The organism is Sorlinia euscelidii (assembly GCF_036452135.1).
In the GTDB taxonomy this organism is placed as follows: Bacteria; Pseudomonadota; Alphaproteobacteria; order Acetobacterales; family Acetobacteraceae; genus Sorlinia; species Sorlinia euscelidii.
The window spans coordinates 569,184-589,175 of the sequence record NZ_JAWJZZ010000001.1 but is presented as its reverse complement, the minus strand read 5'-3'; the positions used below and the strand labels follow the sequence as shown (position 1 = coordinate 589,175).

The following is a 19,992-nucleotide window of genomic DNA, read 5'->3' as shown; positions in this document are numbered from 1 at the left end:
GCCGGGAGGGGACTTATAAACCGGTCGCAACGGCAGCTCCCGACAATCGTTCAGGCATGAAACGTCAGGAAGAGGAGAGCCTGTTATGAGAGAATCTGGTCGTCTTCACGGGAACATTTGCCAATGATTACGCTGCCGCCTGATTACCAACCTTCGGAAGACGAAGAGTTCATGAACCCGCAGCAGGTCTCATTTTTTCGGGAGAAATTGATTCGTTGGCGCACGGACCTTTTGAAAGAAGCCAACCTCACTCTCGCCAGCCTGTCGGAAGGCGGCATTCTGGAACCGGATATTTCTGACCGCGCCAGCGTCGAGACCGACAGGGCGCTGGAATTGCGGACCCGCGATCGCGCGCGTAAGCTGATTGTCAAAATCAATCTTGCCCTGCAACGTATTGAAAACGGGACTTACGGGTTTTGTGAGGAAACGGGAGAACCGATCGGCCTTAAACGCCTTCAGGCGCGCCCAATTGCGACCCTTTCCATCGAGGCGCAGGAACGTCACGAGCGTATGGAAAAAGTGCATCGCGATGATTGAAAATCGCCTTGTACGTCGTGGCGAGGGCTTGCGGAATCCCCGTTTAAAAGCTAGTTAGCTGCGGCAGGCTGCTGTAGCTCAGTGGTAGAGCACTCCCTTGGTAAGGGAGAGGCCGCGAGTTCAATCCTCGCCAGCAGCACCAGAAAATGCTCGGTTTTCTGGGGTTTTCCTCTCATATCGTTAAAAGCTTATTGCCATAAAATATCGTAATTAGCCGTAGTTCTCCGTTCAAAAGTGTGCCATATGCGTGCCATCATTACCTCGCAATGCACGCATCCAAGACTTGCCGCTGCGCAGCATATAGCCGGATACTCTCCCTCGTTGCTGTTAATTCTGGATGCGCCGCGAGCTCGTCATGAGCTCGCATCTGCACGGCGGCAGGCCATTCGACTTTGGTCGCGCAAATCGGCATGTATCGTGGAGTAGCACAGCTACTTAGGGTGAGCAGGATAACGGGCAGGAGACGCCTCATGCTTCACCTCGCTTCAGAGCGTTCATCAGATCATCGTCAGAGATGTAACGGCTGGCCGCCTCTCCCATTGCCTTGAACACACGCGCACCGTCAGTGGCTGCATCCGTTTTGGCTTTTGCTGAGGAGACCTGCGCAGCGTTCCGCCCCGCCCGGTTCGCATACCAGACGAGTGCCCCCAAGCCGCCCGCGATGATCGCGAGCGTGCCCATGGCGGTGATGCCGCTGTTCATGCGGCTGCCTGGTCGGGGTTATCGTGAGACGGATGGGTCTTTGCCGCGGTTACGACGTGCGCAACGCCGTTAAGCGTGGCCGTTGCCCCGGCCAAAACGTTTTTAAGATCAAATGAGACCCGTGTCTCAAGGCTGGGAACCAGCCCGTCAACAATGTGCGTGATGCCGTCAGCGATTTTCTGTTGATTTGCAGACATTTCCGCGCCGGTGATGGACTTATAAAGGGCTTCTCCAGCAGCAACGAGATCGGTGGCTGCCGCCTGCGAGGTTACGAGTTCGTTCGTCATTTTCAGTTTCTTTCCTGTTAAAAATTCAGTGCTGAAGAAACGCCAGGCAATGCTGGCGAGGATGTTCAGTCACGTTGGGGGCTTGGCCTTGTTCAGGACCGATATGCCGTTCTGGCTTAAAACCTGAACGGCCCGATCAACATCTTCTCTCTTGACCATGAGGCCCGTGCGCTCACATTGAAGGCGATTAGCGGCGTGGCCGAGATTAAGGGCACCCCATGTCACGACGAGATAATAGATTTTCCGAAGAGCATAATTTTTCGAACCCCATGTCGGGGGCTTGAGGCCGATCGCAAGAATATTGCAAAGCCCTGATAACGTTAGAAAAACGAGGGGAGCGTAAACGCCCCAGCGGCCAGGGAGAGCCTGCGCGAGTTGATCCATGATGCTGCTGTCCAAGAAAAAACTCCAAAAAAAACCACCTGAAAAGGTGGTGTTTGCCTTACGCGCTGAGAAATAGCGCGCGCTCTTTTTCTCGTCGCTTGATCAAACCGCCGAGAATTTTCCCCTCTGCATGGACCCATCGAGGAAGTTCATCTGCGGCGCCTCCGTAATCGCCCGCATTCAGCTTCCTCAAGAGGGTCGAATTCTCGAAGGCTGTTGCGCCGATGTTATAAACAAAGGATGTCAGTGCGGCGGCTTGATCCTCGGTGAGGGGCACCTTTACCAGGCGTGATAGAGTATCCTCAACATTCATGATCTCTCGTGTCAGCATGATGTCCGCCTTCTCCCGCGTAATCGGCGGCGTGTCGCTTGTGACAGCAGAACCATCCGGTAGGCGCGTATTGCCCCAGCCAATTGTCCATTTCCCTGCCGCACAGAGATAAGGCGTGAGGGAGAGGCCTTCAAACCCGGCGATGAGCTTAAAGGATCTCGTTTTTGTGTCTTGGGTCATGTTTTTCTTTCTGAAATGTGCAAATGAGACCGTGAGAACCGTCCGAGGCATCAGTGCGTGACCTCTTCACCGCTCAATCCCGTCCATGCCGATCCATTCCACATGACAGCGACGAAGCGGTGTCCGTTGATCATGCAGTCAGAGCAAATGTGGATAGACCCCGTCGTCGGACTTTTCGTCAAAGCATCGAACGTGTAGGCAACAGGCCGTATGCCGCCGCCTCCGGCGATGCCTGTGTTGATGAGCAAGTCACCGGACGCATCAGAGGAGAAATAAGCGGCCACGGCGTTCGCGGACGTTGTCAGGATGAGATTTCCACTCGTGCCAATGCGCACATCACCTTTATCCAGCCCCAGCCCGTTTCTCGACGTTAGGCTTGCTGCTGTGACGCTGCCCCCGAATTCACCGCCAGATTTCGGCATGAGAAGCCCCTCAGCCGTCTTCGCCCGATCCGTTTCATTTGAGAGTGACGTGCCGAGCCCATCTATGAGATCGCCGAGAGCACCCTCATCACTGCCATCTGCCGAGAATAAATGCACCGCATATTGAATGCCACCCGGGAGATCGAGCATCTTTTCAAATGTCGTCGACCCCGTGACCGTGCCGCCCGCCAGGGGGAGGAGCTTTGCATCCCGCTCTTTTGATTCTTTTTCGACCGTCTCCGCGTAATCGTAAAGATCGTCAATTTGCGTGTTGGTGAATCCGTAAAAACTTCTGAACTGTCCGTAAAATTCGCGCAGCGTCATCGGATCGAAATGTATCGGCGCGGTCGTGTCAGTGTCCGTCATGAGCGTGGACATGGTGATGCCCGCACTGAACGCAGGCATTTTGTCAAAACTAACCGTGCTTTTGAAAAGAGACGCACCGCTAACAGTTAAGTCGTCGCTCAGAATATCGGTCGACGTCTTACTCAGGGTCATCATGTCGCCCGATGAATCCGAGATCCGAAGCACTGAGTCCGCGGTCTTGATCGCGTCCGTCTGGATGGATTTTGCGATAAAGGGACGTGCCTCGACGTCCGGCACAGACATAAAAAAAGCGGCCCATGCCGCGCATAAGAAATAGAAACGTAACATCATTTTACCCCACTCAGTCTGCCTCAACGATGAAAATACCGCCCGCATTGTTCCACAGCTCGCCTACGGCAGGTGGAGATGTCGGGAGCGTCTTGATGAGTGCCTTAAAGGAGTCTGCGTCCACCGGCACAGACGGAACCTCAAAGCTTCGTGGCGGCGTCGCCGGGGTATTGTCGTTAATCTGAAGCGTCAGTGGTACAGCGTAAACGAGGCCCATGCGTGTTGTTATCTCCGCCGTGAAAGTGTAGCGCTGCTTCGGCACGCCACTCGTCAGAATCAGCGTGACGGCTTGTGAACCTGAAAAGCTGGCGGCCAACGTAAGAGGCGTATCGCCGGTCTGCCCCTCCAGGCCTTTGACAGAGAAGGAAATGATGGCGTCTCCCGTGCCGTCGAACCAATCCCCTACCCGGATCGTGTAATCCAGCATGTCTGAACTCGACTTTGCTGGCAGGCATAAAGGAAGCGGGCTTGGATTAACGTCGCCGGGAGGGTAGCGAGAGGGTGGCGTCGCTGCACATGGAGATGAGACGGGCACGCTCACCGTGCGGCCGGGATTAGGGATGAATACCTGCATTTTTTCTTTCCACAAAAAAACCGCCCCGAAGGACGGCTTGGTCAGACGCGTATAAACATTAAGTGAAGGTTAAGTCGCCTTGGGTTTTCCGGCAGGAACTTCTTTCTGACGTTTGAAGTAGCCTGTGAAAAAGTCGATGATCTTTTGCGCAGCCACACTCCCCCCCATAGCGGTAATGAAAAATACTATTGGGACGACGGGACTTTTTAGTATCGTGGCGAGATAAACTGATCCAACTGTCCCAAAAATACCAAGAGTGACTTGGAAAATCTGTCCGTATCGCACAATTTTAAAATTGTATCTCACGGTCGCGTCGAGACGGTCGTGCTCACGGTTCTCTAATTTATGACGGTGTTGTTGTTCTCTATCAACGCTCTCGATAAGTTTTGCAACAATTTCTTCAAAGCCTGCGTCTCTATAGGCTTTGAGCATTTCCGGAGATGAATAGGGTGACGTCGATTGTTGAACTTGAGACATCATCCCCAAGCGAAGGTTGCTCGAAAGAGAAGTCGATGCATCTGGAGTGTGAAGAACCGTTTTTCCTGGTGTGCTCGCCACGTTACCGCGAACACGCCTCTTTTCCCTATCCGCCATTCAGGTGCTTCTCAACCTGCGAAAGGGAGAAAAGAGCTTCGACTCGTTTACGATCATTGTTTACGGCTTCGAGGTCGGTTGTCATATCGCTATGGGCGGATGACACGAACGGATCAATAGCGCTGCAAGTGTGGTCGTTGAAAACCGAAGCAGCCCCCTCAAAAAACATGGAGGCGATCCATATAAACTTCATATGCACAGAGTTGGCCCCTCCCTACGTTTTCCGAAGCTTGCTCCGAGTGCGTAGCTTAGTAATTTACGAAGCCAAAGAGAAGACAAAAATGGTTTTGTGAAAAGTCTCTCTCTTTACGTTTCACAAAAAAAACCGCCCCGAAGGACGGCTTTTCTCTTTTACGGGTTTCTGGCCTCAGAAATCGACCATGTCGGTGTCTGCCTTCTCTCGACGCGGCCGCACAGCATCGTCGCAACGGCTTTCGAAATCGAGGTGATCAAGGCGGGTGCATAGCTGCTCGACGATTTCTGCGAGACGGTCATTGATGATCGGACTCACCCCGGTCTCTGCCTGGACCGTGAGTTTCAGTATTTCGCTGACAAAAGTCAGATCGTGCAGAACCTCACCGATGCTGTCCGTTTTCTCACACTGTGGCATGTGCTGCCTCCTGGTGAGCTCCGCGCTCTAACTGAGGGACAGGACGCAATTGAGAGCCGAGGATGTCGATGATCTGGGGATACCAGCGCAGGACCGTTACGGCCCCGTCAGTATGGGCGCGAGCTGTGTCCTCGAGACGGCCATAGTGCTTGCCCAACTCCGTCAGGTGATAGACACGCTGACCCTTTCCGCCGATCGTGAACGACTGAAAGCCGAGCTTCAGCAGCTCTTGATTGACGCGCCGCGCGGAGATGTCGCCAAGCTCCTGACCGATCTGGCTTGGGGTCAGTGTGTGTTCATCACGAGGGGCGGCAAGAGACTTGACCCCCATCAGCTCAAGCGGGTTCTCACCGCATTTGGCTTTGCAATATTGCGCGGCGTGGAAGGCCAACTGTCCGCTCTCGAGACCGATGCGCTCGCCAATCTTCATCGCCGTGTTGAAGGTATGCAGGACAGAGGGGCGGCGGGAAGATTTCAGCGAGCTTGCACGAAAGTAGCAGTTTACGAGTTGTCTTTGGACCTGCCAGGCAAGATCGTCGTTAAAGGATTTGACAAGCATTAGGTAACCGCTTTCGGTGAGGAGTACCAAACCATTGGGGGCTACAAACCCCATCTCAGCAGCTTCGTCCGTATTTCGGACGAAGAAATCCTCCCCCAAAATGAAACGGGCTTTGTGGTCGTTGAAGCGTTTTCGGGCTGTTCCATCACAACGATTGTGAAGCTGATCGATCATATTGAATGTAACGACCCGCAATCTTTGATGCTCTAGGATTGAGACAGGTTTTCCTCCAATCTCGGTTACTTTGGTGCTATGTTTTTGGGATACTTTAGTCATGAGGCACTCCTCGTGAGTAAGGTTAGACCGAGTGGGAAGCCTCAATCTTTCCATTCGGTCGCTTGCACTTTCCATGCACATGCATTACGTTTGCATAGCACCTCACGTTTTGCAAGGGCAATGCAATTGCATGGCAAAAAAAAGTTTCACAACGCGATTAGATGAAGATGTCTTGGCTATCGCAGATCAGATTGCGAAGTTAGAGCGACGCTCAGTCACTGCCGTGCTGGAAATTTCCGTTTTGGAGTACGCGCGGTCGAAAGGGCTGGACATCGAAAAATAGGCTGCTTCTGGGCGACGCGCCACGGTGGCGCATCGCCCCATTTGCCTCAAATCAGCCACATATCTCTTGATAAGTTTGCGAATATCTCTCGGTCGATCAAATCCCAGCCGCGCTGCGAGGTCGGTATCCAAAATTCGCAACTCGCCGTCATGTATGGAGGGAGATATGAAACCTGTGATAGTATCGATCTCAGCCGTGGCCATGAGATAACTCCTCTGGTTGTGGTTAGAGTAGCTAAGGAGCGTCATCTCTTTAGCTACTCGCTTAATATGAGCATATTGCTCAGTCGACGTCAAGCCATTGCTAAAAGTGAGCTCGTTGAGTATGTTGCTTTTATGAGTGACGAATTGAAATCCGAGCGTGTTCAGCTCATGATGACGCCCTCAGAAGTGAAGGCGATTGATGACTGGTCATTTGAGAACAGGGTTCGCGGTCGCGCCGAAGCCATCCGTCGCCTGATTGAGGCCGGTCTGAGAGCTTTGTCGGAGGAGTAATCACAGCCGCGCTCATCACGGGCATCGAACAGAAGGCAGAAAAATGAAAAAGATTTTCCCTATTGCCGCTTTGGTTCTGGCAGGATGCAGCGCCGAAGGAAATCCATTCATGGACTTGGCTTGGGTAGATTACGCCAATCTTTTCAACAGTAAGGGCGGCGTTGGAAGGTCCGATGAATGGTGGAGTTCAGGTGTCAATACGACTGTTGCTGCTAAATGGAGTCGGTCTGGATTTGCCGTTGAAGGTTATAAAGAATGTAAACAGATCGGAATAAAGAGACCAGAAATTTTGGAGATTTTGAAAACTATATTTCGGTATGATGGTATCGTTGCGTATTGTCCGAAAGAAGTTATTGATATATCTAATGGGATTGACAATCAATTATTTAGTGAAGATGACCTTAGAACTTTTATATACTATTTAGATCAATATAGAGAGAATAAAAAAGAAAGAGAATTTTTGATCGATTACTTTGATCCAAAAGAATCTGATAGACTGTTATCTGATGTGAGCAAACTCCATAACGGCGCCTCGATCGATCAAATATTTGAAGAGGCTGTCAGTGCTTTCAAGCGCAACGAAGCTAAACAGCGTAAAGCTCAGGAAGATGCTCAACGGACATTCCAAAATAGAATTAAAAACGCGATCGGATCAGAGGGTGTCTCTCTTTGCGGTGGCATTGATACCAAGCGATGGCCTGAATTCGGATATTATTTGAATCCTTACGCACCAGTTGGAAAGTGTTATTTGACGACCATCAGATATTTTATGAATGGCGTGCAGTGGCTAAGTCGAGAGAAACTTCTTGTTATTCAACCGCTTCCACCTGGATTGGGGTATCAACAGCCTATTCTCTTCAAGGGATCTGAGCCAATTCGCGTTGGCGTTGAAGCCACTGTCTATGGTGAAGAACCAGAGACCTATGAGTCAGCTTTAGGTGCCGTCGTCAATCCAACGACCTATCGCGTGCTTGGTTATTTACCTTTACCTATTGAGGAATTTAACCGCCGTTAATTCTTGCAGGTCACGTATAAAAATGCAGTTCGCGGGGATCGGCCTATCGGTCGCCCCGTGCTTTTCTATTTATCTGACCTGCTCACCGGCCTTGGAACGTGAGCCTTGCGCATCCAGCCTGGATCAATAGGTGTCTGCCTGTAAACGTTGACGGGAGCTTGAGAGATGACGCGCTTGTAAGTCTCTTCTGATCTTCCGTCGATGATGCCGTCCAACAACTTGTCAAACATTGCGATATCGCTGAAATAATTCGGGAATGCGCGCTTGATGTTGTCGAGTTTCTTGGCTTCGATGAGCACAACGTTCTGCTGGCTGAGCTTGTTTTTGAGTAAATCCATCTCCAGCTCTCGATATTGCGTGGAGGCGGGCAGGAAACCCCGGAAAGGTCTCAGATCAAACTCCTTTCTGCCGATGTCGAAAATAAGCAGGTAGGCTTCAACATCGCGCTTCTGCTCTGGCGGGACCGTTATGCCGTCCGCCATCCTCTTAATACCGTTAAGCGTCACTCCAGCGTTCAATTCTCTATAAAGCTGTCTGATGCGTTCAATCCGGTTAGCGCGTTCAAATCCGTCCTTCACGGGAGGTTTCCCCTCCATGAGAGCCATTTCACTTGAGATGAGGCGGAGAAATTCCAGCCACTCACCATCACCTTGACTTGATTTGAGGCTCTCTGAACGATAAAGCCCAATGGCCTCAACAGCGGTGGACCATGCGTGCTGGATACGTGTCCTCAGCTGAACTTCGACCCGGTAGTCATTATACTGGGGCTGATCATCTCTGGCGAACCTGAAGATCATGTGGTGCGACCGATAGCCGGTCGCCTTCTTCGGCCTTTTAATATAATCATTTTCGCGATCAATGAGACAAGAATACTCGTTTTTAAGGTGCGCTCTCACACGGTCGAGATCGTCAGAATGCTCAAAGATGAACCGACAGCCCACGAGGTCCTGAAGGTCGTAGAGAGAAATGCCAACACGCGGGAGCTTCTCATAAATCGTCGGCATACGTTTGACGCGTGCGCCGCTGACGGCTTTTACACCCAGCTTTGAACAGACTGAGGATACAGAACCGTGAACGGACCTCATGGGAAAGATATGAGCGTCGCGCCATGAATAGGCGACGTTGAATGCTGACCGTATCAACGCGTCATTATCTTCAGTCCAGCTCGGCCGACTTGCAAGAACATCTCCTGCACCGTTTATTTCCTCTGAACTGAATTCGCATTTGGTATAGTCAGCCATGGCAAAAGACCGCTCCGACTCAAGGTGGCAACGGTCATCAGAAGACATCTGCAGGGAAGGGATATCAAGTAGCATTTTGAATTCTTTCCCTTATGCGAAATTTAGTTCTTAAAAGCCGGGCTTAGAGCTTCAAATAATCGAAACGATTGAGCATTGCCCTTATGTAGGCTCGACCTGCATCTGACCCGAGATATTTGGGATCTATGCGTCCAGTCTTTGGATCGCTAGGAGGCGTCAGTGTTACAGTTGAGTAATCCGGAGGTGGAAGAATTCCAAAGATGCGTCCCAATCCTTGGGAAAGGCTCTGGAAGAAATTTGGTCGATTAATTTTCTCGTAATAATTCATTGTCGATTGTCCTGTCCTGAGGGAGAACGCAGTCATAAGCGTTTTAAGTCGATTGGGTTTTTTTTCAAAATCGCAATGGTGGTCGGGCTCATTACAGGTTTGGGCGGCATTTTGATCCAAAAGTTCCACACGGCCTATTCCTTCAAAGTTTGACCCAATTCGCGATGGACAGCGACAGGCGAGGTCTTCAAAAATCACCGCGCAAATGAGATCGCGGCAAAGAGAACAACTGGGAAGAGCATGATCGCCAACCATGCCAGGCGTAAAGCAATCTGCAATCGGCGATGTGATTTGAGATTCTCGGCTACTGTATTTTCGATCTCGTAGGACAAACATGTTTTGAGATGTGCCTTTGAGGAAACGCCGTACTTATACACTATATCTTCAATATCAGTGGAGGAGAACCAATATGGCTTCATACCCACGGGTCTCAGGACCAAAATCGCAAGGAATGAAATAACGAAACACCAGGAGACGATTGAGAGTATCAAAGGAATATTCTCGGGGTGAGTCGCCCCAAAACCAGCCGCTGCCATCTCGATCGCGAGCATCCACCCGAAAATTGCTGATCCCCGCTCTTTGGTTTTTGCAAGGGCTTCTCGCCGTTCGGCAGCCATCATCTCTGACTGGCGTAGCATTTCATCGGCTTTAGCAATCTCGAAACTGTCATTTGCTGCTGACATGACTTCACCTTTTTATCTCACTCTCTTGCCGGAGCGCGACGAGAGTCTATCGTGACTGATAGAGCCACGCAAATCCGTTGACCCGCGGTTCGGAATAGGGCATCCGTCCTGACATTTCGCTTTATCGAAACGCCTTTCCTGAGCATTGTCCGCGGGCTTAAGCCGGATGCGATTCGTAAAATTCTCCATCAACATACTTAGCGCTCAGATGAAGCATAATCCCGTGATCATCTTGCATATAATGATAATCCCACTGCTCAATCGTCATAGGAATCATCTTATCTGCTGGCGGGATGTTTTCCACTGATGAGATTCTCCATGCGTCCACCCATCCTCTCACCTGACCTTTTATGCCTTCCCAACCAGGATCGCCGGGCGCGAAAAGCCATGCGTAATATCGTTTAGGATATTCAGGTCTCGGTATTGGGGAGGGGCCTGCTTCCTCAATTGAGGCGTAGGTGCCCTCTGATGATTTTGGCCATGATGACATTGATTTTCTCCTTAAGCAGGTCCGATGGCCTGCACGCAAATTGTTGTGCCTACTGTCTCTGGTTCAAGAACTGTACCATTCCACCGATGTAGAGACAGTCTAAACCCTGATGAAGTTAAGTCACGGAAGCCGACTGTGTGAAATGATCCGCCGTCCTGCACTGTCAAATTTAATACTATAGTGCTGCCTTTAAACGGATTTCCAAAACTGACGTATTGTTCGTCTGAGAAATTTCCGTTAAACGCCTGAACCTTCCTTCCATTCGGATTGTGCCCATCAATCTCGAAAAGGTCATTGCCACGCGGCGTTTTTACGACCCCCGTGCTGCGGAAATCCCATTCCCTGGTGATTGGCGGGTCACTGAAATCATTGACCTGAATTCTGTAGGCGTTCTGGCCGAAGCCGTAATGGTCGAAATACCCGATAAAAACATTCCCTTTGACGTCGGTGGGGGTTCCGTAGAACGGCAGATAGCGCATGCCCCACCGGAAACGATTCTCGCCTTGTTTTGGCTTATAATTTGAGAAAAAAGTCACATTACTCGTATCGTTTTGCCCGCTGATGATGACTGGCCCGGTCATCGTGCCGCCTGTCAACGGCAGGTAGTTTTTGAGCAGATAAGCCTGTATCCACGCGTCTGTCGGCACTTTATAGCCTGTGCCATCCGCGTCGTTGACCTGCACGTAGGCGCCTGTCGTATCGCCGCCTGCATTGACGTTCATGGTGACGATTTTATGATCCGACGTCAGTTTGGCGTACGTTTTTATGACGTCGGCCAGGACGGACTGCCATTGGGTGGCGTTGGCTCCGGGCGTCGAGGTGTTGTCATCGGCCATTGAGACCCAAAGCCTGTCCGGACCGCCATAACTCACGACGGCGCCTTTCGGGTATCCGCCGATCGCGTTTGCAAAATCCAGCGTCCACGGCGTGACATAACCCGCCTCACTACGCTGACAGGAGACGGAGAGCATCTTGAGAATGCCGTTCATGTCCGTGCCGTCCGGGGGTTTCCCACCCGCTGCCAGGGGGTCATGTTGGTTTTCGAGAAGCCCTTACTCAGGCTTGCGCGCCCATCGTCACTGACAGTGCTCGGGATGGGGTAAGTGAGCGTCCCGGCGTCGGGCGTATCGGCGAAGGGCGTCGGGAAAAGTGGGCTGAGATCATTGGATTTCATGAAGTTTTCCGTCGATATCGAATGGATACCCCCGTCGGGCGCGGCAGCACGCCGGATGTTTCAAGAATGGTCGCGTCAACGAGGGAAATGTCGAAGTCAAAGATTATGGTTAGCGTTCGGGTTGATGTGTCTTCCTCAACCCAGATGTGCTGCGTGTCAGAGCCGAACAGTGTCATGAGGATGGAATTGAGTGCGGTTATGGAACCGTTCGTGATATTGGCGGCGGCCTTCGCCAGGATAAGTTTACGGAAAGCATCGTCGGACAGGACGTAATTGCTCGTGAGGCCGTCGCTTGAGGAGACATTAAAGAAAGGTGCTTCGTCAAAAGGCGTGATTGTGTTGGTCGCGTCCGAGGCCCCGTTGAAGCCGAACCAGCGCCCGGATGCGACTTCAATGACTCTTGAAACACCGACGATCCGGCCCCAGACATCGAGCCCCCATCCAGTCGCCGTCTCAAGGTCAAGGACATTGAAGAAAAATGTCTCGATGAGGCTACGCGGATCAAGTGACTGATCCATGCTGCTGATGATTGTGCGGATGCGCGGGCTGTTGGCAAATTGCGCGTAAATGGTCTCAGAAACGTTCAGCACGGTTCAGCCCTCAATCGTGACGGTGATTTTTGAGGCGTCAGGCGCGAGAACCTGATTGATCGGCAGGGTGAGACTGGATTTGCCGACATCGGCATCGGTCCCAAGACTAAGATCCAGCACTTCCGCCCAATCCCCGAGTGCATTGACGACGGTTGCCAGGCGCGAGGCGTAAATTGTGGCGCCGATGCGTGGCCGGGTTTCAGAGTTCGTGAGATGGTTCATCAGCGCTTTAATCGCACGCTCGGGGGCGTCCTGCGGCACGAGTATTGAGGGGCGTGCGAGCTTGACCGAGATGTAAAGCGGAACAGCTTGAACACGGTCAAAATTCACAGTGTAGACCGGATTATTGCCATGATAGGCGGTGTTCTCATCCTTGACCTGCACGGAAATGCCGCCCTGCATGGCACATCCTGGCGACTTATGCGCAATGATGGCCCGCGCGATATTCGCGTCGACTCCGCCTTGAACGACGACGTAGAGACTATAAGGCGCAAGCGTCACGCCCTTGACTTCGCTTTCATGCCCCGCCGGATTATCCACGACGAAAGCATCATCCACGTCGCTCTGTGACAGGATCGCGCCAAGGATGGCGGCGTTCTGGCCAATTGAATTTGCCGAGACGCTTTGCTCCCGGCGCGTTTCGAACTCAGCGCGGCTTTCAGCTTCGAGACCCGTCAGCCCGACTTCGTTATTCGTGAGGCTGGTGATACCCAACCCTGCCTGATACAGCGTCAGGGCGCCGACCGGACAGATTATCGCGCCCAAGGTCTGACAGGTGAGCGAGATGTTGACCTGACCCGGCGCGCTGGGAAGCACGATGTCTGAAGATGGTGCGTAGATATTCCCATTGCGGTCAATGGCTACCGACGTCCCTGCCGCGATGGTCTGGCCGCCGCCTGTCGTCGTGAGTTGCGCGTCCACGATTGTCGCGGTCGCGGGGCGGCGCGTCAGGAAATAAATGCGCCCAATCGCCTCCTGCATCCGTCCTGAATTTGCCGCAGGGTCCATCCCGTTAAACACACCGAGTATCGAAGCATACACATCGCCGAGAATGGCTGTCAAACTGACGGCGAGCTGCCCCTGCGGCGTGTTGAGCGCGAGATTTGCTTGACCACCTAGAGCCGCATTCATGTCGGCAAGGGCTCCGGAAAGAATATCTTGCTCCGACGGCGCGACGAAACCCGCCTCCGTCAGCTCCGGGCGCGGGATCGAGGAGTCGTAATTAGAACTGGACATCAGACGTCGTTCCATCATTGAGTTGGATACGGATGACCCCTGTGAGGCGACGTTTCTGGCCAGGTCGGGTCAAGGTGCATTGCGCGGCCGTGACGCCTGCCACCTCACTGGCAATCCGCTCAACCTCGCGGGCGAGCACGACAGCGTTGCTGGCGTTTGTAAAAATGTCCGTGTCGTAGCCGATGCCAAGTCTGACATCGTAAAGCACTTCGCCGAGCCAAATCCGCACGGCAGTCGCGACATCCTGCAACACGGCATAGGGCGCGGTGCACACGGCGAGATTGCGATTGGCGTCAACCACCAGATCCCAGGTGCCATTGTCGAGAAGGAGAGATTGCACGGTTTTTCGCCCCTGAAATAAAAAAGGCGGAGCACGTAGCCCCGCCTGTTTTTAAGGTAATTGCTTGATCCGGGTGTTGTTGATGTGTATATTTCATTTAGGAGATACACATCATGCGAACCAACATCATTATTGATGATACCCTTATGACAGATGCGCTAAAGGCGTCTGGTGTCAAAACCAAGAAAGAAGCCGTCGAACTCGGGTTGCGGACGCTGATCAGGCTGAAGCAGCAGCGGGAACTGCGTTCCATGAAGGGCCGACTGGCGTGGCGGGGTGATCTCGACGCCATGCGTTCCGACGCGTGATCCTGGTCGATTCATCGGTCTGGATCGATTTTTTTCGGGGCACCGCCACGCCGCAAGTCGATATTCTGGACCGGCTATTAGGAGAAGAACTCATCTCCATCGGTGATTTAATGATGACCGAAGTTCTTCAGGGATTTGCCAGCGAGCGGGATTTCAACAAGGCACGGAGATTGCTTAGCGCTCTGGATTTAGTCGAGATCGCGGGGCGTGATGTCATGATCGAAGCGGCACGATATTTTCGTGACCTGCGCGCCGAAGGCATCACCATCAGGAAGACTATTGATACCCTGATTGCCACACGGTGCATTGTGAGCGGGTATCGACTCCTTTACAGTGACCGGGACTTTGATCCGTTTGTGATTCATCTGGGGTTGGAAAGGGTTTCCTGATTTCTGCCATTAAATTTATCCCTCTTACTGCGCCTTACCCGTCGTGCTGCCACCCGTCTGGACGCCGCCATGGACATGGTTTGTCAGGCTGATATTCCCAGATGTCACGTCACCATCGACCTTGAGCGCGCCGGTGATGTGGACGTTATCCGCTTCAATCTCGACGGGGCCCGACGCGACAATCCTGATGCCGCTCTCTGTGAACTGGATGAACTGCGTTGGCGCCGGGTTGAGGAAGCCGCCGATGAAGACGGAGTCTGACATATCGAATTGACGGAATGAGCCTGGAGGTGACTCTTTGCCTGTCGCGACAACGCCAGAATGATCGCGACCGCTTACGAGGAGAAAGCCGATATCACCGGGCTGAGGGTCCAGGATGATCGCCGATGTGCCTGCCTGGAGACGCATGTAAGGAATATCCAAGATGACGCCATGCGGGTAGACACGCCCCGCTGCGTCCTGCTGATGCACCATCGGGTGCACGTCGACGCGCCCGGGACCGCCGTTCTGACCGGGGTAAAAAGCGACCACTTCTGCAAACATGGGCGGCCCGATAAGGGAAAGATGCTGCCGGATGAGATATTCAATTGCTCCTCTATTGGAAGCAAAATCCTGCGGAAGAGTTGACGTTGGGAAAGGTATGCGTGCCATCATCTCACCACAGGAAAACGTTGCGCGAACGCTGAAACCATGCATTCAAGTTCGGTAATCCATGGCCCCCCAGGCACTTCGCACGATAGGTCGTGATTGACGGCGACAACAAGCCAATAGCCATCCCAAGGTGATTTCTGCGCATTTTCATCTTTGATCACGAATTGCCGCATCTGATTAAAGCCATTTTCGTCTAATGACGCAAACGCAGCCGGAAGATAACGGCTTTCAAGTTTGACCAAACTGTAAAACGTCAGTTCTGGTCTAAAAATCGTGATGATCTGGCATCCGACTGGAGAGTAACGGGGGTAACCAATCATCCCGTTTTCGGCTGAGATAACAGGGATTGTGTCGGGAGTTACGCCTTCACCACGCGTTGCGAAGCGGCCCCAAGCATGAAGGACAGGAATGCCCGTCGAGATTTTCCCGTTAAAATCGATTCCGCCTGCTGGCTCAAGCGTCACTTCTCCCTTAACGGGATGCACGATGCGCTTAAGCTGTGTAAGCAGGTCACCGTTAAGGTAATTGACCTTTATACGGTCATTGCTTCCCCAGCCGCCATGGTCAAAAAACTTCAGTCCGTTACGCACGCAGAGATCAGAGAGAATGGCGGCTGGCGGCATAGCCTCGCGATATCCCACCTGATCATTGACCGTTTTTGAAAACCTATTGAGATCCTGCGCTCGCACTCGGAATGTCACGTCAGGTGCAGCGCTGTAATCAACGTAGGCCTCACTGATATTGCCATCAAAAATGGTCGCCAGCGCCTCGTCGAGGACACCTGCAAAGACGCGGACTGAAGAGCGAGAAATCCCGATGATTTTTGAGCCGTCATCTGCCGCATAGCCCGCGATAAAAGAGAGTCGGTTCATAATGTCGAGAGGCAAACCTTCAATGGCAAGGTTGACTTCTCGCCCAACCGAAAGGCCAGCGTTGGAAATCGTCGCGCGGATGCGGTAACTGCCATTAATATTTATCGTCTCCTGCGTGCCATCACGTCTTTCGATATGAAAGGTCAAGACGATCTTTCGACGTTTAAAGCCGATTGGATTCAGCGTGTCGGTGACAGCCACGTCAGACCTCGTAAATGAACTGAAAGCGGTTCTTCAGCCCCGTGTAATCCGGGTCTTTCCTGCCCTGCATGTCGCGGAAATAAAGCAATCCGGTCAGAGCAGGGATGCGGCCGCGCAGGAGGTCAACACGGTCCACACAAAGGCAACCGGCCATCACAAGCGCACCATTGACGGTGAGATCGATGTAGAGACCCGTGGCAAGCTGGCGCAGCCAGAATTGAACCTGTTGTCCGTCAAGAACAACCTGGCTCTGTTGTGATGGGATGGCCGACAGGGGAATGATGAGCTTCGTCATGACGCCACCGGGATGGGCGTGGTCACCCCATTATCGACCTTCGCCGCGCCATTCGGCTTTTTTGTGGCCTTCCGGGTCTCAACGTTCGCCGAACGCACCTCCACAAACCGGACATCGACGAAGAGCATGGTGTGTGGCTGCTCGACGGAGCGTGAGATGTGATAGCCGATAATATTGACGCGGTCCCATGTCTTCTCCGGCGTGACGAGCTGATAGAGCTTCGTGTTCGATGCCATGTCCGCGAGGGTGTTGAGGAACGTTTCTTTTATGGCCTTGGGTTTGACATTTGCGTCCCAAATTGCCCGTGATTGCCCTAAAGCTTCGACGAGGAGAGAAGCCCCCGTCTGAAACCCGTCGCAAATGAGGCGCACCGCACCCGTCGTCGGCAGCTTGACCTTGTTGTAAGACGTGAAGGCACCGTCTTCCTGCGGCGCGGTGCTGATCGCGTAACTCTCCTGGAGCTCAATGCTATGCACGCTTGCTGAGGTGAGGACGGGGTTGGTTGAATTAACAACAGTCGGTTTAAGCACGTCACCGAGAGGAATTGTCCCGCTAAGTTCACCCTTTGCATATGCTGGTGGAATGGTTTCTGAAATGACTTCGAAGAATCCCCACTTCTTTTTCTCATCCTGAAGCAGCCACGCGTCGTATACCGAGGCGAGTGACGTTGAAATCACCGCCGTGATTTGGGGCGGCACGACGCGCCCGAGCACATCAGGGACACCGGCAATGTCCGGCAGGGTGAAGGCAAGAGGCAGAGGAATGACAGGAAAGGGCATCAGTAGATACCCCCTGCATTCTGTTGCACGATCGCTTTTCTGAATTCATCGAGCGTTGCCTTGAGATGGCCCGATGTCGAGGCATTCACCTCATTGGCAACGTGCGCCGGGTTGGCCGCATGACTTGTCACGTTGATATCGCCTAAAGTCACGTTGAAATGGTTGGTCTGGGCGTTGTTATTAGCCGCCGCCGACGCGTTCAGGTTCGCGCTGATCTGCTCAGCCAAGTCCGCGCGACTTTCTGCTTCACCTAATTTGTCGCGAGGGCGAACATAAAGGAGGCTCGCTTCGGCTCCCGCTTCTGCGGCTGATCTTGCGCGCTGTAGCACTTTAAACGCCGCTTTTTCTGTGTGGTGAAGTTCATGGGCAATGAATTCTGCCTGCTCTTCAAGCGTGGATTGACGAATATCATGTCCAAAGACGCGCTTGAACTCTTTTTGCCTATCGGGATGCCACTGAAGAAGACCATAAGCGTGTTCGCCATTCGGTGGCGTCAGATGCGGGTTGAACTGGCTTTCGTGCTGAATGTTCGCGAGAATACCGATGATGCTCGGAAGAGAAAGCCCCCTTTTACGCAGGATACTTGCGACGGTGTAAGCTTCTTTGCCCCAATGAAATCCTGCTTTCGCGCCTTTGACAATGCCTTCCCGGTGTTTATAGGCCTCCCACCCCACATCAACGCCGAGCGCTGTCCAGCCGATCGGGCCGCTGATCGCTTCACCTATGAGCGCGCCCCGAAGAGCGGTCCGGCCAATTCCGCGACCGATCACGCCCTTGACGCCCTCCTCATAGAACCAGGCTCCGCTCTTATCAAAAAGCCATTCCAACGGCTTGACGACAAGTTTCGATGCTTGCTTGGCCCCCCATTTCAGTCCCACGCCTTTCGCCACGCCTGAAGCTAAACCTGTCGCCGATTTTCCGACCTTCAGAAGCTGTGAGCCAAGTGCGGCCGTCCCAAGCACGACTATGGCGCCCGCCAGAACTTCCAACCCCGTTGCAATTTCTCGCGGATTTGAGCGCTCGATCGCGGTGAGGCCCTTCACAATCCAGTCGGCAACAGGCTGGATGTCGGAGTAAACTCGATTGAAGATTTTAGAACTCTCGGCCTGGAACTTAATCCAGTCCTCAAGGAGCTGTTTCGACTGCTGCACCTGCTCATCTGTTGGCGCGAGACCTTGAAATTCGGGGCTATTGACGATCGCTTTATAGCGCGGGGAATCGATCAGATTGAGTAGGTCGCTGTCACCGCCTATTTTCGAAAGTAAAAGCTGCTGATTGCCTCGATCGCGATCTCGGAAAGCTTTTGATTTGTTCAGTTGATCGAGAATGTCACTCCGCACTGAGTTATCATCATTGAGCAGTTTTACGCCAAGCTGAGGTGCATAGAGTTGAAGGTCTTGAAACCCTTTAGGGGTTCTTGCCATTGCCTGAATCGTGGCAAGCATTTTCTCATACCCACCCCCATCACTTCCAACCGCTTCCAACGCATAACGGTATTGCAGCAGGTTTTGACGTGAGATACCGAGCTGACGGCTGAGATTATCAAGAGAGACGCCGGCTTTGGTGGTGTCCCGTATAAATGAGGTCAGGCCCCGGCCACCTGTGATGATCGCGAAATAGCTCAGCGCTTCCCTGCGGACTGCGGCAAAAGCATCCGCGCCTTCTTTTCCGAACTGATTGGTCTGTGCCGCGAGTTGCTTGAAGCGACCTTGTGTTTTGCCTGTGTTTTTCTCAAGCTTATCCAGATCTTTGTTGATCGCATCAGTCGATTTGACAAGCTCGACGCCATCCATCTTCAGCTTGATTATGAGCTGGTGAAGGATTTCGTCGTAGTTCATGGCTCTATCTTCGTTTATTGAAAATCTTCAAGCATCAAGACTCATTATACCGCGCCACGGCGAGCGCTTCCCACATGATCATGACATCATGCCAATTGTAGACGGTCTTAAGCTCGTGCAGTGTGACGATGCGTGCAGCGATGAGGTCAGCGAGTGGACGCGTCAGGTTTCCGCTTTTGGCGAGCGGTCGAGGCTGAGAATTCCCCCCAGAAACATTGTCGTGGCGGCGAGCTGGGAAAGTTGGCTCACCGCTGCCTTGATAAAATTTACGTTTAAATCAAAGGCTTCTTCCCTTACGCGTTGGAGCGTGAAGGGATCGTCGAAATCCAGCTCAATCACATCTGTGGGGAGAGGTGCACCCCCACGTTTGATCTTCACACATTTCATCAATTCATCGAAAAGCTCTTCACGGATATTTTCTTCGATATGACCGAAGATAGCAATTGTGATGTCCGAAAAAGCACCTGGACCTTGAGAAATAACAGCTTCCGGAATGCGCCCTGCACTGCGTCCACAGGCAGCGCCGAGCTTTCTCGCCCAACGGTCGCCCGTATAAGCACTCATCATATTGATAACAAAGCGCTTGCCCTTGTCCGGGCCGTCCTCGATGACAATTTCTCGTTCCCTCTCGGGCGTGACGCGATCTTTCATGATGGC

The 19,992-nt window shown here is 52.6% G+C and carries 30 protein-coding genes and 1 tRNA gene; 6 read left to right on the top strand and 25 right to left on the bottom strand.

Annotated elements, in window-relative coordinates:
• Nucleotides 1–123: 123 nt before the first annotated feature.
• Complete coding sequence (dksA, locus tag CGLAMM_RS02800) at nt 124–537, top strand: RNA polymerase-binding protein DksA (protein WP_394819411.1); 414 nt, start codon at nt 124–126, stop codon at nt 535–537.
• 67 nt (nt 538–604) lie between these two features.
• Nucleotides 605–679, top strand: a tRNA-Thr gene (locus CGLAMM_RS02795).
• A gap of 326 nt (nt 680–1,005) precedes the next feature.
• Here the strand turns inward: CGLAMM_RS02795 and CGLAMM_RS02790 are convergent.
• The 10 genes from CGLAMM_RS02790 to CGLAMM_RS02745 all read right to left on the bottom strand — a co-directional run bounded on the left by CGLAMM_RS02790 (nt 1,006) and on the right by CGLAMM_RS02745 (nt 6,596).
• Nucleotides 1,006–1,239, bottom strand: a complete 234-nt coding sequence (locus CGLAMM_RS02790; protein ID WP_394819412.1) for a hypothetical protein — start codon at nt 1,237–1,239, stop codon at nt 1,006–1,008.
• Entirely contained in the window at nt 1,236–1,526 is a 291-nt protein-coding gene (locus tag CGLAMM_RS02785) for a hypothetical protein (protein WP_394819413.1), read from the bottom strand. The genes CGLAMM_RS02790 and CGLAMM_RS02785 overlap by 4 nt, the downstream gene beginning before the upstream one ends.
• A 69-nt stretch (nt 1,527–1,595) precedes the next feature.
• Nucleotides 1,596–1,910 (bottom strand): hypothetical protein, encoded by a 315-nt coding sequence (locus tag CGLAMM_RS02780; protein ID WP_394819414.1) that lies wholly within the window; start codon nt 1,908–1,910, stop codon nt 1,596–1,598.
• A 58-nt stretch (nt 1,911–1,968) separates the two neighbouring features.
• On the bottom strand, nt 1,969–2,421 hold the full coding sequence (locus CGLAMM_RS02775) for a lysozyme (RefSeq protein ID WP_394819415.1): 453 nt from the start codon (nt 2,419–2,421) through the stop codon (nt 1,969–1,971).
• Nucleotides 2,422–2,471: 50 nt separating this feature from the next.
• On the bottom strand, nt 2,472–3,452 hold the full coding sequence (locus CGLAMM_RS02770; RefSeq protein ID WP_394819416.1) for a hypothetical protein: 981 nt from the start codon (nt 3,450–3,452) through the stop codon (nt 2,472–2,474).
• Nucleotides 3,453–3,510: 58 nt separating this feature from the next.
• Complete coding sequence (locus CGLAMM_RS02765; RefSeq protein WP_394819417.1) at nt 3,511–4,071, bottom strand: phage fiber-tail adaptor protein; 561 nt, start codon at nt 4,069–4,071, stop codon at nt 3,511–3,513.
• A gap of 69 nt (nt 4,072–4,140) precedes the next feature.
• Nucleotides 4,141–4,629, bottom strand: a complete 489-nt coding sequence (locus CGLAMM_RS02760) for a hypothetical protein (RefSeq protein ID WP_418115313.1) — start codon at nt 4,627–4,629, stop codon at nt 4,141–4,143.
• A 403-nt stretch (nt 4,630–5,032) separates the two neighbouring features.
• Nucleotides 5,033–5,275, bottom strand: a complete 243-nt coding sequence (locus CGLAMM_RS02755) for a hypothetical protein (protein ID WP_394819419.1) — start codon at nt 5,273–5,275, stop codon at nt 5,033–5,035.
• Nucleotides 5,262–6,110, bottom strand: coding sequence for an ORF6N domain-containing protein (locus CGLAMM_RS02750; protein ID WP_418115312.1), 849 nt, complete (start codon nt 6,108–6,110; stop codon nt 5,262–5,264). Before CGLAMM_RS02750 ends, CGLAMM_RS02755 begins: the two co-directional genes overlap by 14 nt.
• A gap of 186 nt (nt 6,111–6,296) precedes the next feature.
• The gene (locus CGLAMM_RS02745) at nt 6,297–6,596 is read right to left on the bottom strand and encodes a hypothetical protein (RefSeq protein ID WP_394819421.1); all 300 of its coding nucleotides are present in this window, start codon (nt 6,594–6,596) and stop codon (nt 6,297–6,299) included.
• Nucleotides 6,597–6,728: 132 nt separating this feature from the next.
• On the opposite strand from CGLAMM_RS02745, the gene CGLAMM_RS02740 reads away from it, so the two are divergent.
• Nucleotides 6,729–6,887 carry a hypothetical protein gene (locus tag CGLAMM_RS02740; RefSeq protein ID WP_394819422.1) on the top strand — a complete coding sequence of 53 codons (159 nt, stop codon included), beginning with the start codon at nt 6,729–6,731 and terminating at the stop codon, nt 6,885–6,887.
• A 43-nt stretch (nt 6,888–6,930) separates the two neighbouring features.
• On the top strand, nt 6,931–7,902 hold the full coding sequence (locus CGLAMM_RS02735) for a hypothetical protein (RefSeq protein WP_394819423.1): 972 nt from the start codon (nt 6,931–6,933) through the stop codon (nt 7,900–7,902).
• A gap of 65 nt (nt 7,903–7,967) precedes the next feature.
• Here the strand turns inward: CGLAMM_RS02735 and CGLAMM_RS02730 are convergent, their stop codons facing one another.
• The 9 genes from CGLAMM_RS02730 to CGLAMM_RS02690 form a co-directional block, all read right to left on the bottom strand.
• On the bottom strand, nt 7,968–9,143 hold the full coding sequence (locus CGLAMM_RS02730; protein WP_418115311.1) for a hypothetical protein: 1,176 nt from the start codon (nt 9,141–9,143) through the stop codon (nt 7,968–7,970).
• 121 nt (nt 9,144–9,264) lie between these two features.
• Nucleotides 9,265–9,618 carry a hypothetical protein gene (locus tag CGLAMM_RS02725; RefSeq protein WP_394819425.1) on the bottom strand — a complete coding sequence of 118 codons (354 nt, stop codon included), beginning with the start codon at nt 9,616–9,618 and terminating at the stop codon, nt 9,265–9,267.
• A gap of 65 nt (nt 9,619–9,683) precedes the next feature.
• On the bottom strand, nt 9,684–10,172 hold the full coding sequence (locus CGLAMM_RS02720) for a hypothetical protein (protein ID WP_394819426.1): 489 nt from the start codon (nt 10,170–10,172) through the stop codon (nt 9,684–9,686).
• A gap of 157 nt (nt 10,173–10,329) precedes the next feature.
• On the bottom strand, nt 10,330–10,662 hold the full coding sequence (locus CGLAMM_RS02715; RefSeq protein WP_394819427.1) for a hypothetical protein: 333 nt from the start codon (nt 10,660–10,662) through the stop codon (nt 10,330–10,332).
• 11 nt (nt 10,663–10,673) lie between these two features.
• A complete protein-coding gene (locus CGLAMM_RS02710; protein WP_418115310.1) occupies nt 10,674–11,651 on the bottom strand; it encodes a hypothetical protein in 978 nt (325 codons plus the stop codon).
• Nucleotides 11,648–11,836, bottom strand: coding sequence for a hypothetical protein (locus tag CGLAMM_RS02705; protein WP_418115309.1), 189 nt, complete (start codon nt 11,834–11,836; stop codon nt 11,648–11,650). The genes CGLAMM_RS02710 and CGLAMM_RS02705 overlap by 4 nt, the downstream gene beginning before the upstream one ends.
• Nucleotides 11,833–12,426 carry a baseplate wedge 1 family protein gene (locus CGLAMM_RS02700; protein WP_394819429.1) on the bottom strand — a complete coding sequence of 198 codons (594 nt, stop codon included), beginning with the start codon at nt 12,424–12,426 and terminating at the stop codon, nt 11,833–11,835. The genes CGLAMM_RS02705 and CGLAMM_RS02700 overlap by 4 nt, the downstream gene beginning before the upstream one ends.
• Before the next feature lie 3 nt (nt 12,427–12,429).
• Nucleotides 12,430–13,662 carry a baseplate J/gp47 family protein gene (locus CGLAMM_RS02695; protein WP_394819430.1) on the bottom strand — a complete coding sequence of 411 codons (1,233 nt, stop codon included), beginning with the start codon at nt 13,660–13,662 and terminating at the stop codon, nt 12,430–12,432.
• Nucleotides 13,649–14,002 (bottom strand): hypothetical protein, encoded by a 354-nt coding sequence (locus CGLAMM_RS02690; RefSeq protein WP_394819431.1) that lies wholly within the window; start codon nt 14,000–14,002, stop codon nt 13,649–13,651. Before CGLAMM_RS02690 ends, CGLAMM_RS02695 begins: the two co-directional genes overlap by 14 nt.
• A gap of 113 nt (nt 14,003–14,115) precedes the next feature.
• Between CGLAMM_RS02690 and CGLAMM_RS02685 the strand changes: the two genes are divergently transcribed.
• Together CGLAMM_RS02685 and vapC are read left to right on the top strand one after the other, a co-directional pair.
• Nucleotides 14,116–14,310 carry a type II toxin-antitoxin system VapB family antitoxin gene (locus tag CGLAMM_RS02685; RefSeq protein WP_394819432.1) on the top strand — a complete coding sequence of 65 codons (195 nt, stop codon included), beginning with the start codon at nt 14,116–14,118 and terminating at the stop codon, nt 14,308–14,310.
• Nucleotides 14,307–14,699 (top strand): type II toxin-antitoxin system VapC family toxin, encoded by a 393-nt coding sequence (vapC, locus tag CGLAMM_RS02680; RefSeq protein WP_394819433.1) that lies wholly within the window; start codon nt 14,307–14,309, stop codon nt 14,697–14,699. Before CGLAMM_RS02685 ends, vapC begins: the two co-directional genes overlap by 4 nt.
• A 24-nt stretch (nt 14,700–14,723) precedes the next feature.
• Here vapC and CGLAMM_RS02675 read toward each other — a convergent pair whose 3' ends face one another.
• The 6 genes from CGLAMM_RS02675 to CGLAMM_RS02650 form a co-directional block, all read right to left on the bottom strand.
• Nucleotides 14,724–15,353 (bottom strand): Gp138 family membrane-puncturing spike protein, encoded by a 630-nt coding sequence (locus tag CGLAMM_RS02675; RefSeq protein ID WP_418115308.1) that lies wholly within the window; start codon nt 15,351–15,353, stop codon nt 14,724–14,726.
• The gene (locus CGLAMM_RS02670; RefSeq protein ID WP_394819435.1) at nt 15,350–16,369 is read right to left on the bottom strand and encodes a hypothetical protein; all 1,020 of its coding nucleotides are present in this window, start codon (nt 16,367–16,369) and stop codon (nt 15,350–15,352) included. The genes CGLAMM_RS02675 and CGLAMM_RS02670 overlap by 4 nt, the downstream gene beginning before the upstream one ends.
• 55 nt (nt 16,370–16,424) lie before the next feature.
• The gene (locus CGLAMM_RS02665) at nt 16,425–16,718 is read right to left on the bottom strand and encodes a phage baseplate plug family protein (RefSeq protein ID WP_394819436.1); all 294 of its coding nucleotides are present in this window, start codon (nt 16,716–16,718) and stop codon (nt 16,425–16,427) included.
• Entirely contained in the window at nt 16,715–17,497 is a 783-nt protein-coding gene (locus CGLAMM_RS02660; protein ID WP_394819437.1) for a phage baseplate protein, read from the bottom strand. Before CGLAMM_RS02660 ends, CGLAMM_RS02665 begins: the two co-directional genes overlap by 4 nt.
• Nucleotides 17,497–19,335: a phage tail tip lysozyme gene (locus tag CGLAMM_RS02655; protein WP_418115307.1), complete on the bottom strand. Its 1,839-nt coding sequence runs from the start codon at nt 19,333–19,335 to the stop codon at nt 17,497–17,499. The genes CGLAMM_RS02660 and CGLAMM_RS02655 overlap by 1 nt, the downstream gene beginning before the upstream one ends.
• 162 nt (nt 19,336–19,497) lie before the next feature.
• Nucleotides 19,498–19,986 carry a phage tail assembly chaperone gene (locus tag CGLAMM_RS02650; protein WP_394819440.1) on the bottom strand — a complete coding sequence of 163 codons (489 nt, stop codon included), beginning with the start codon at nt 19,984–19,986 and terminating at the stop codon, nt 19,498–19,500.
• Nucleotides 19,987–19,992 lie beyond the last annotated feature (6 nt).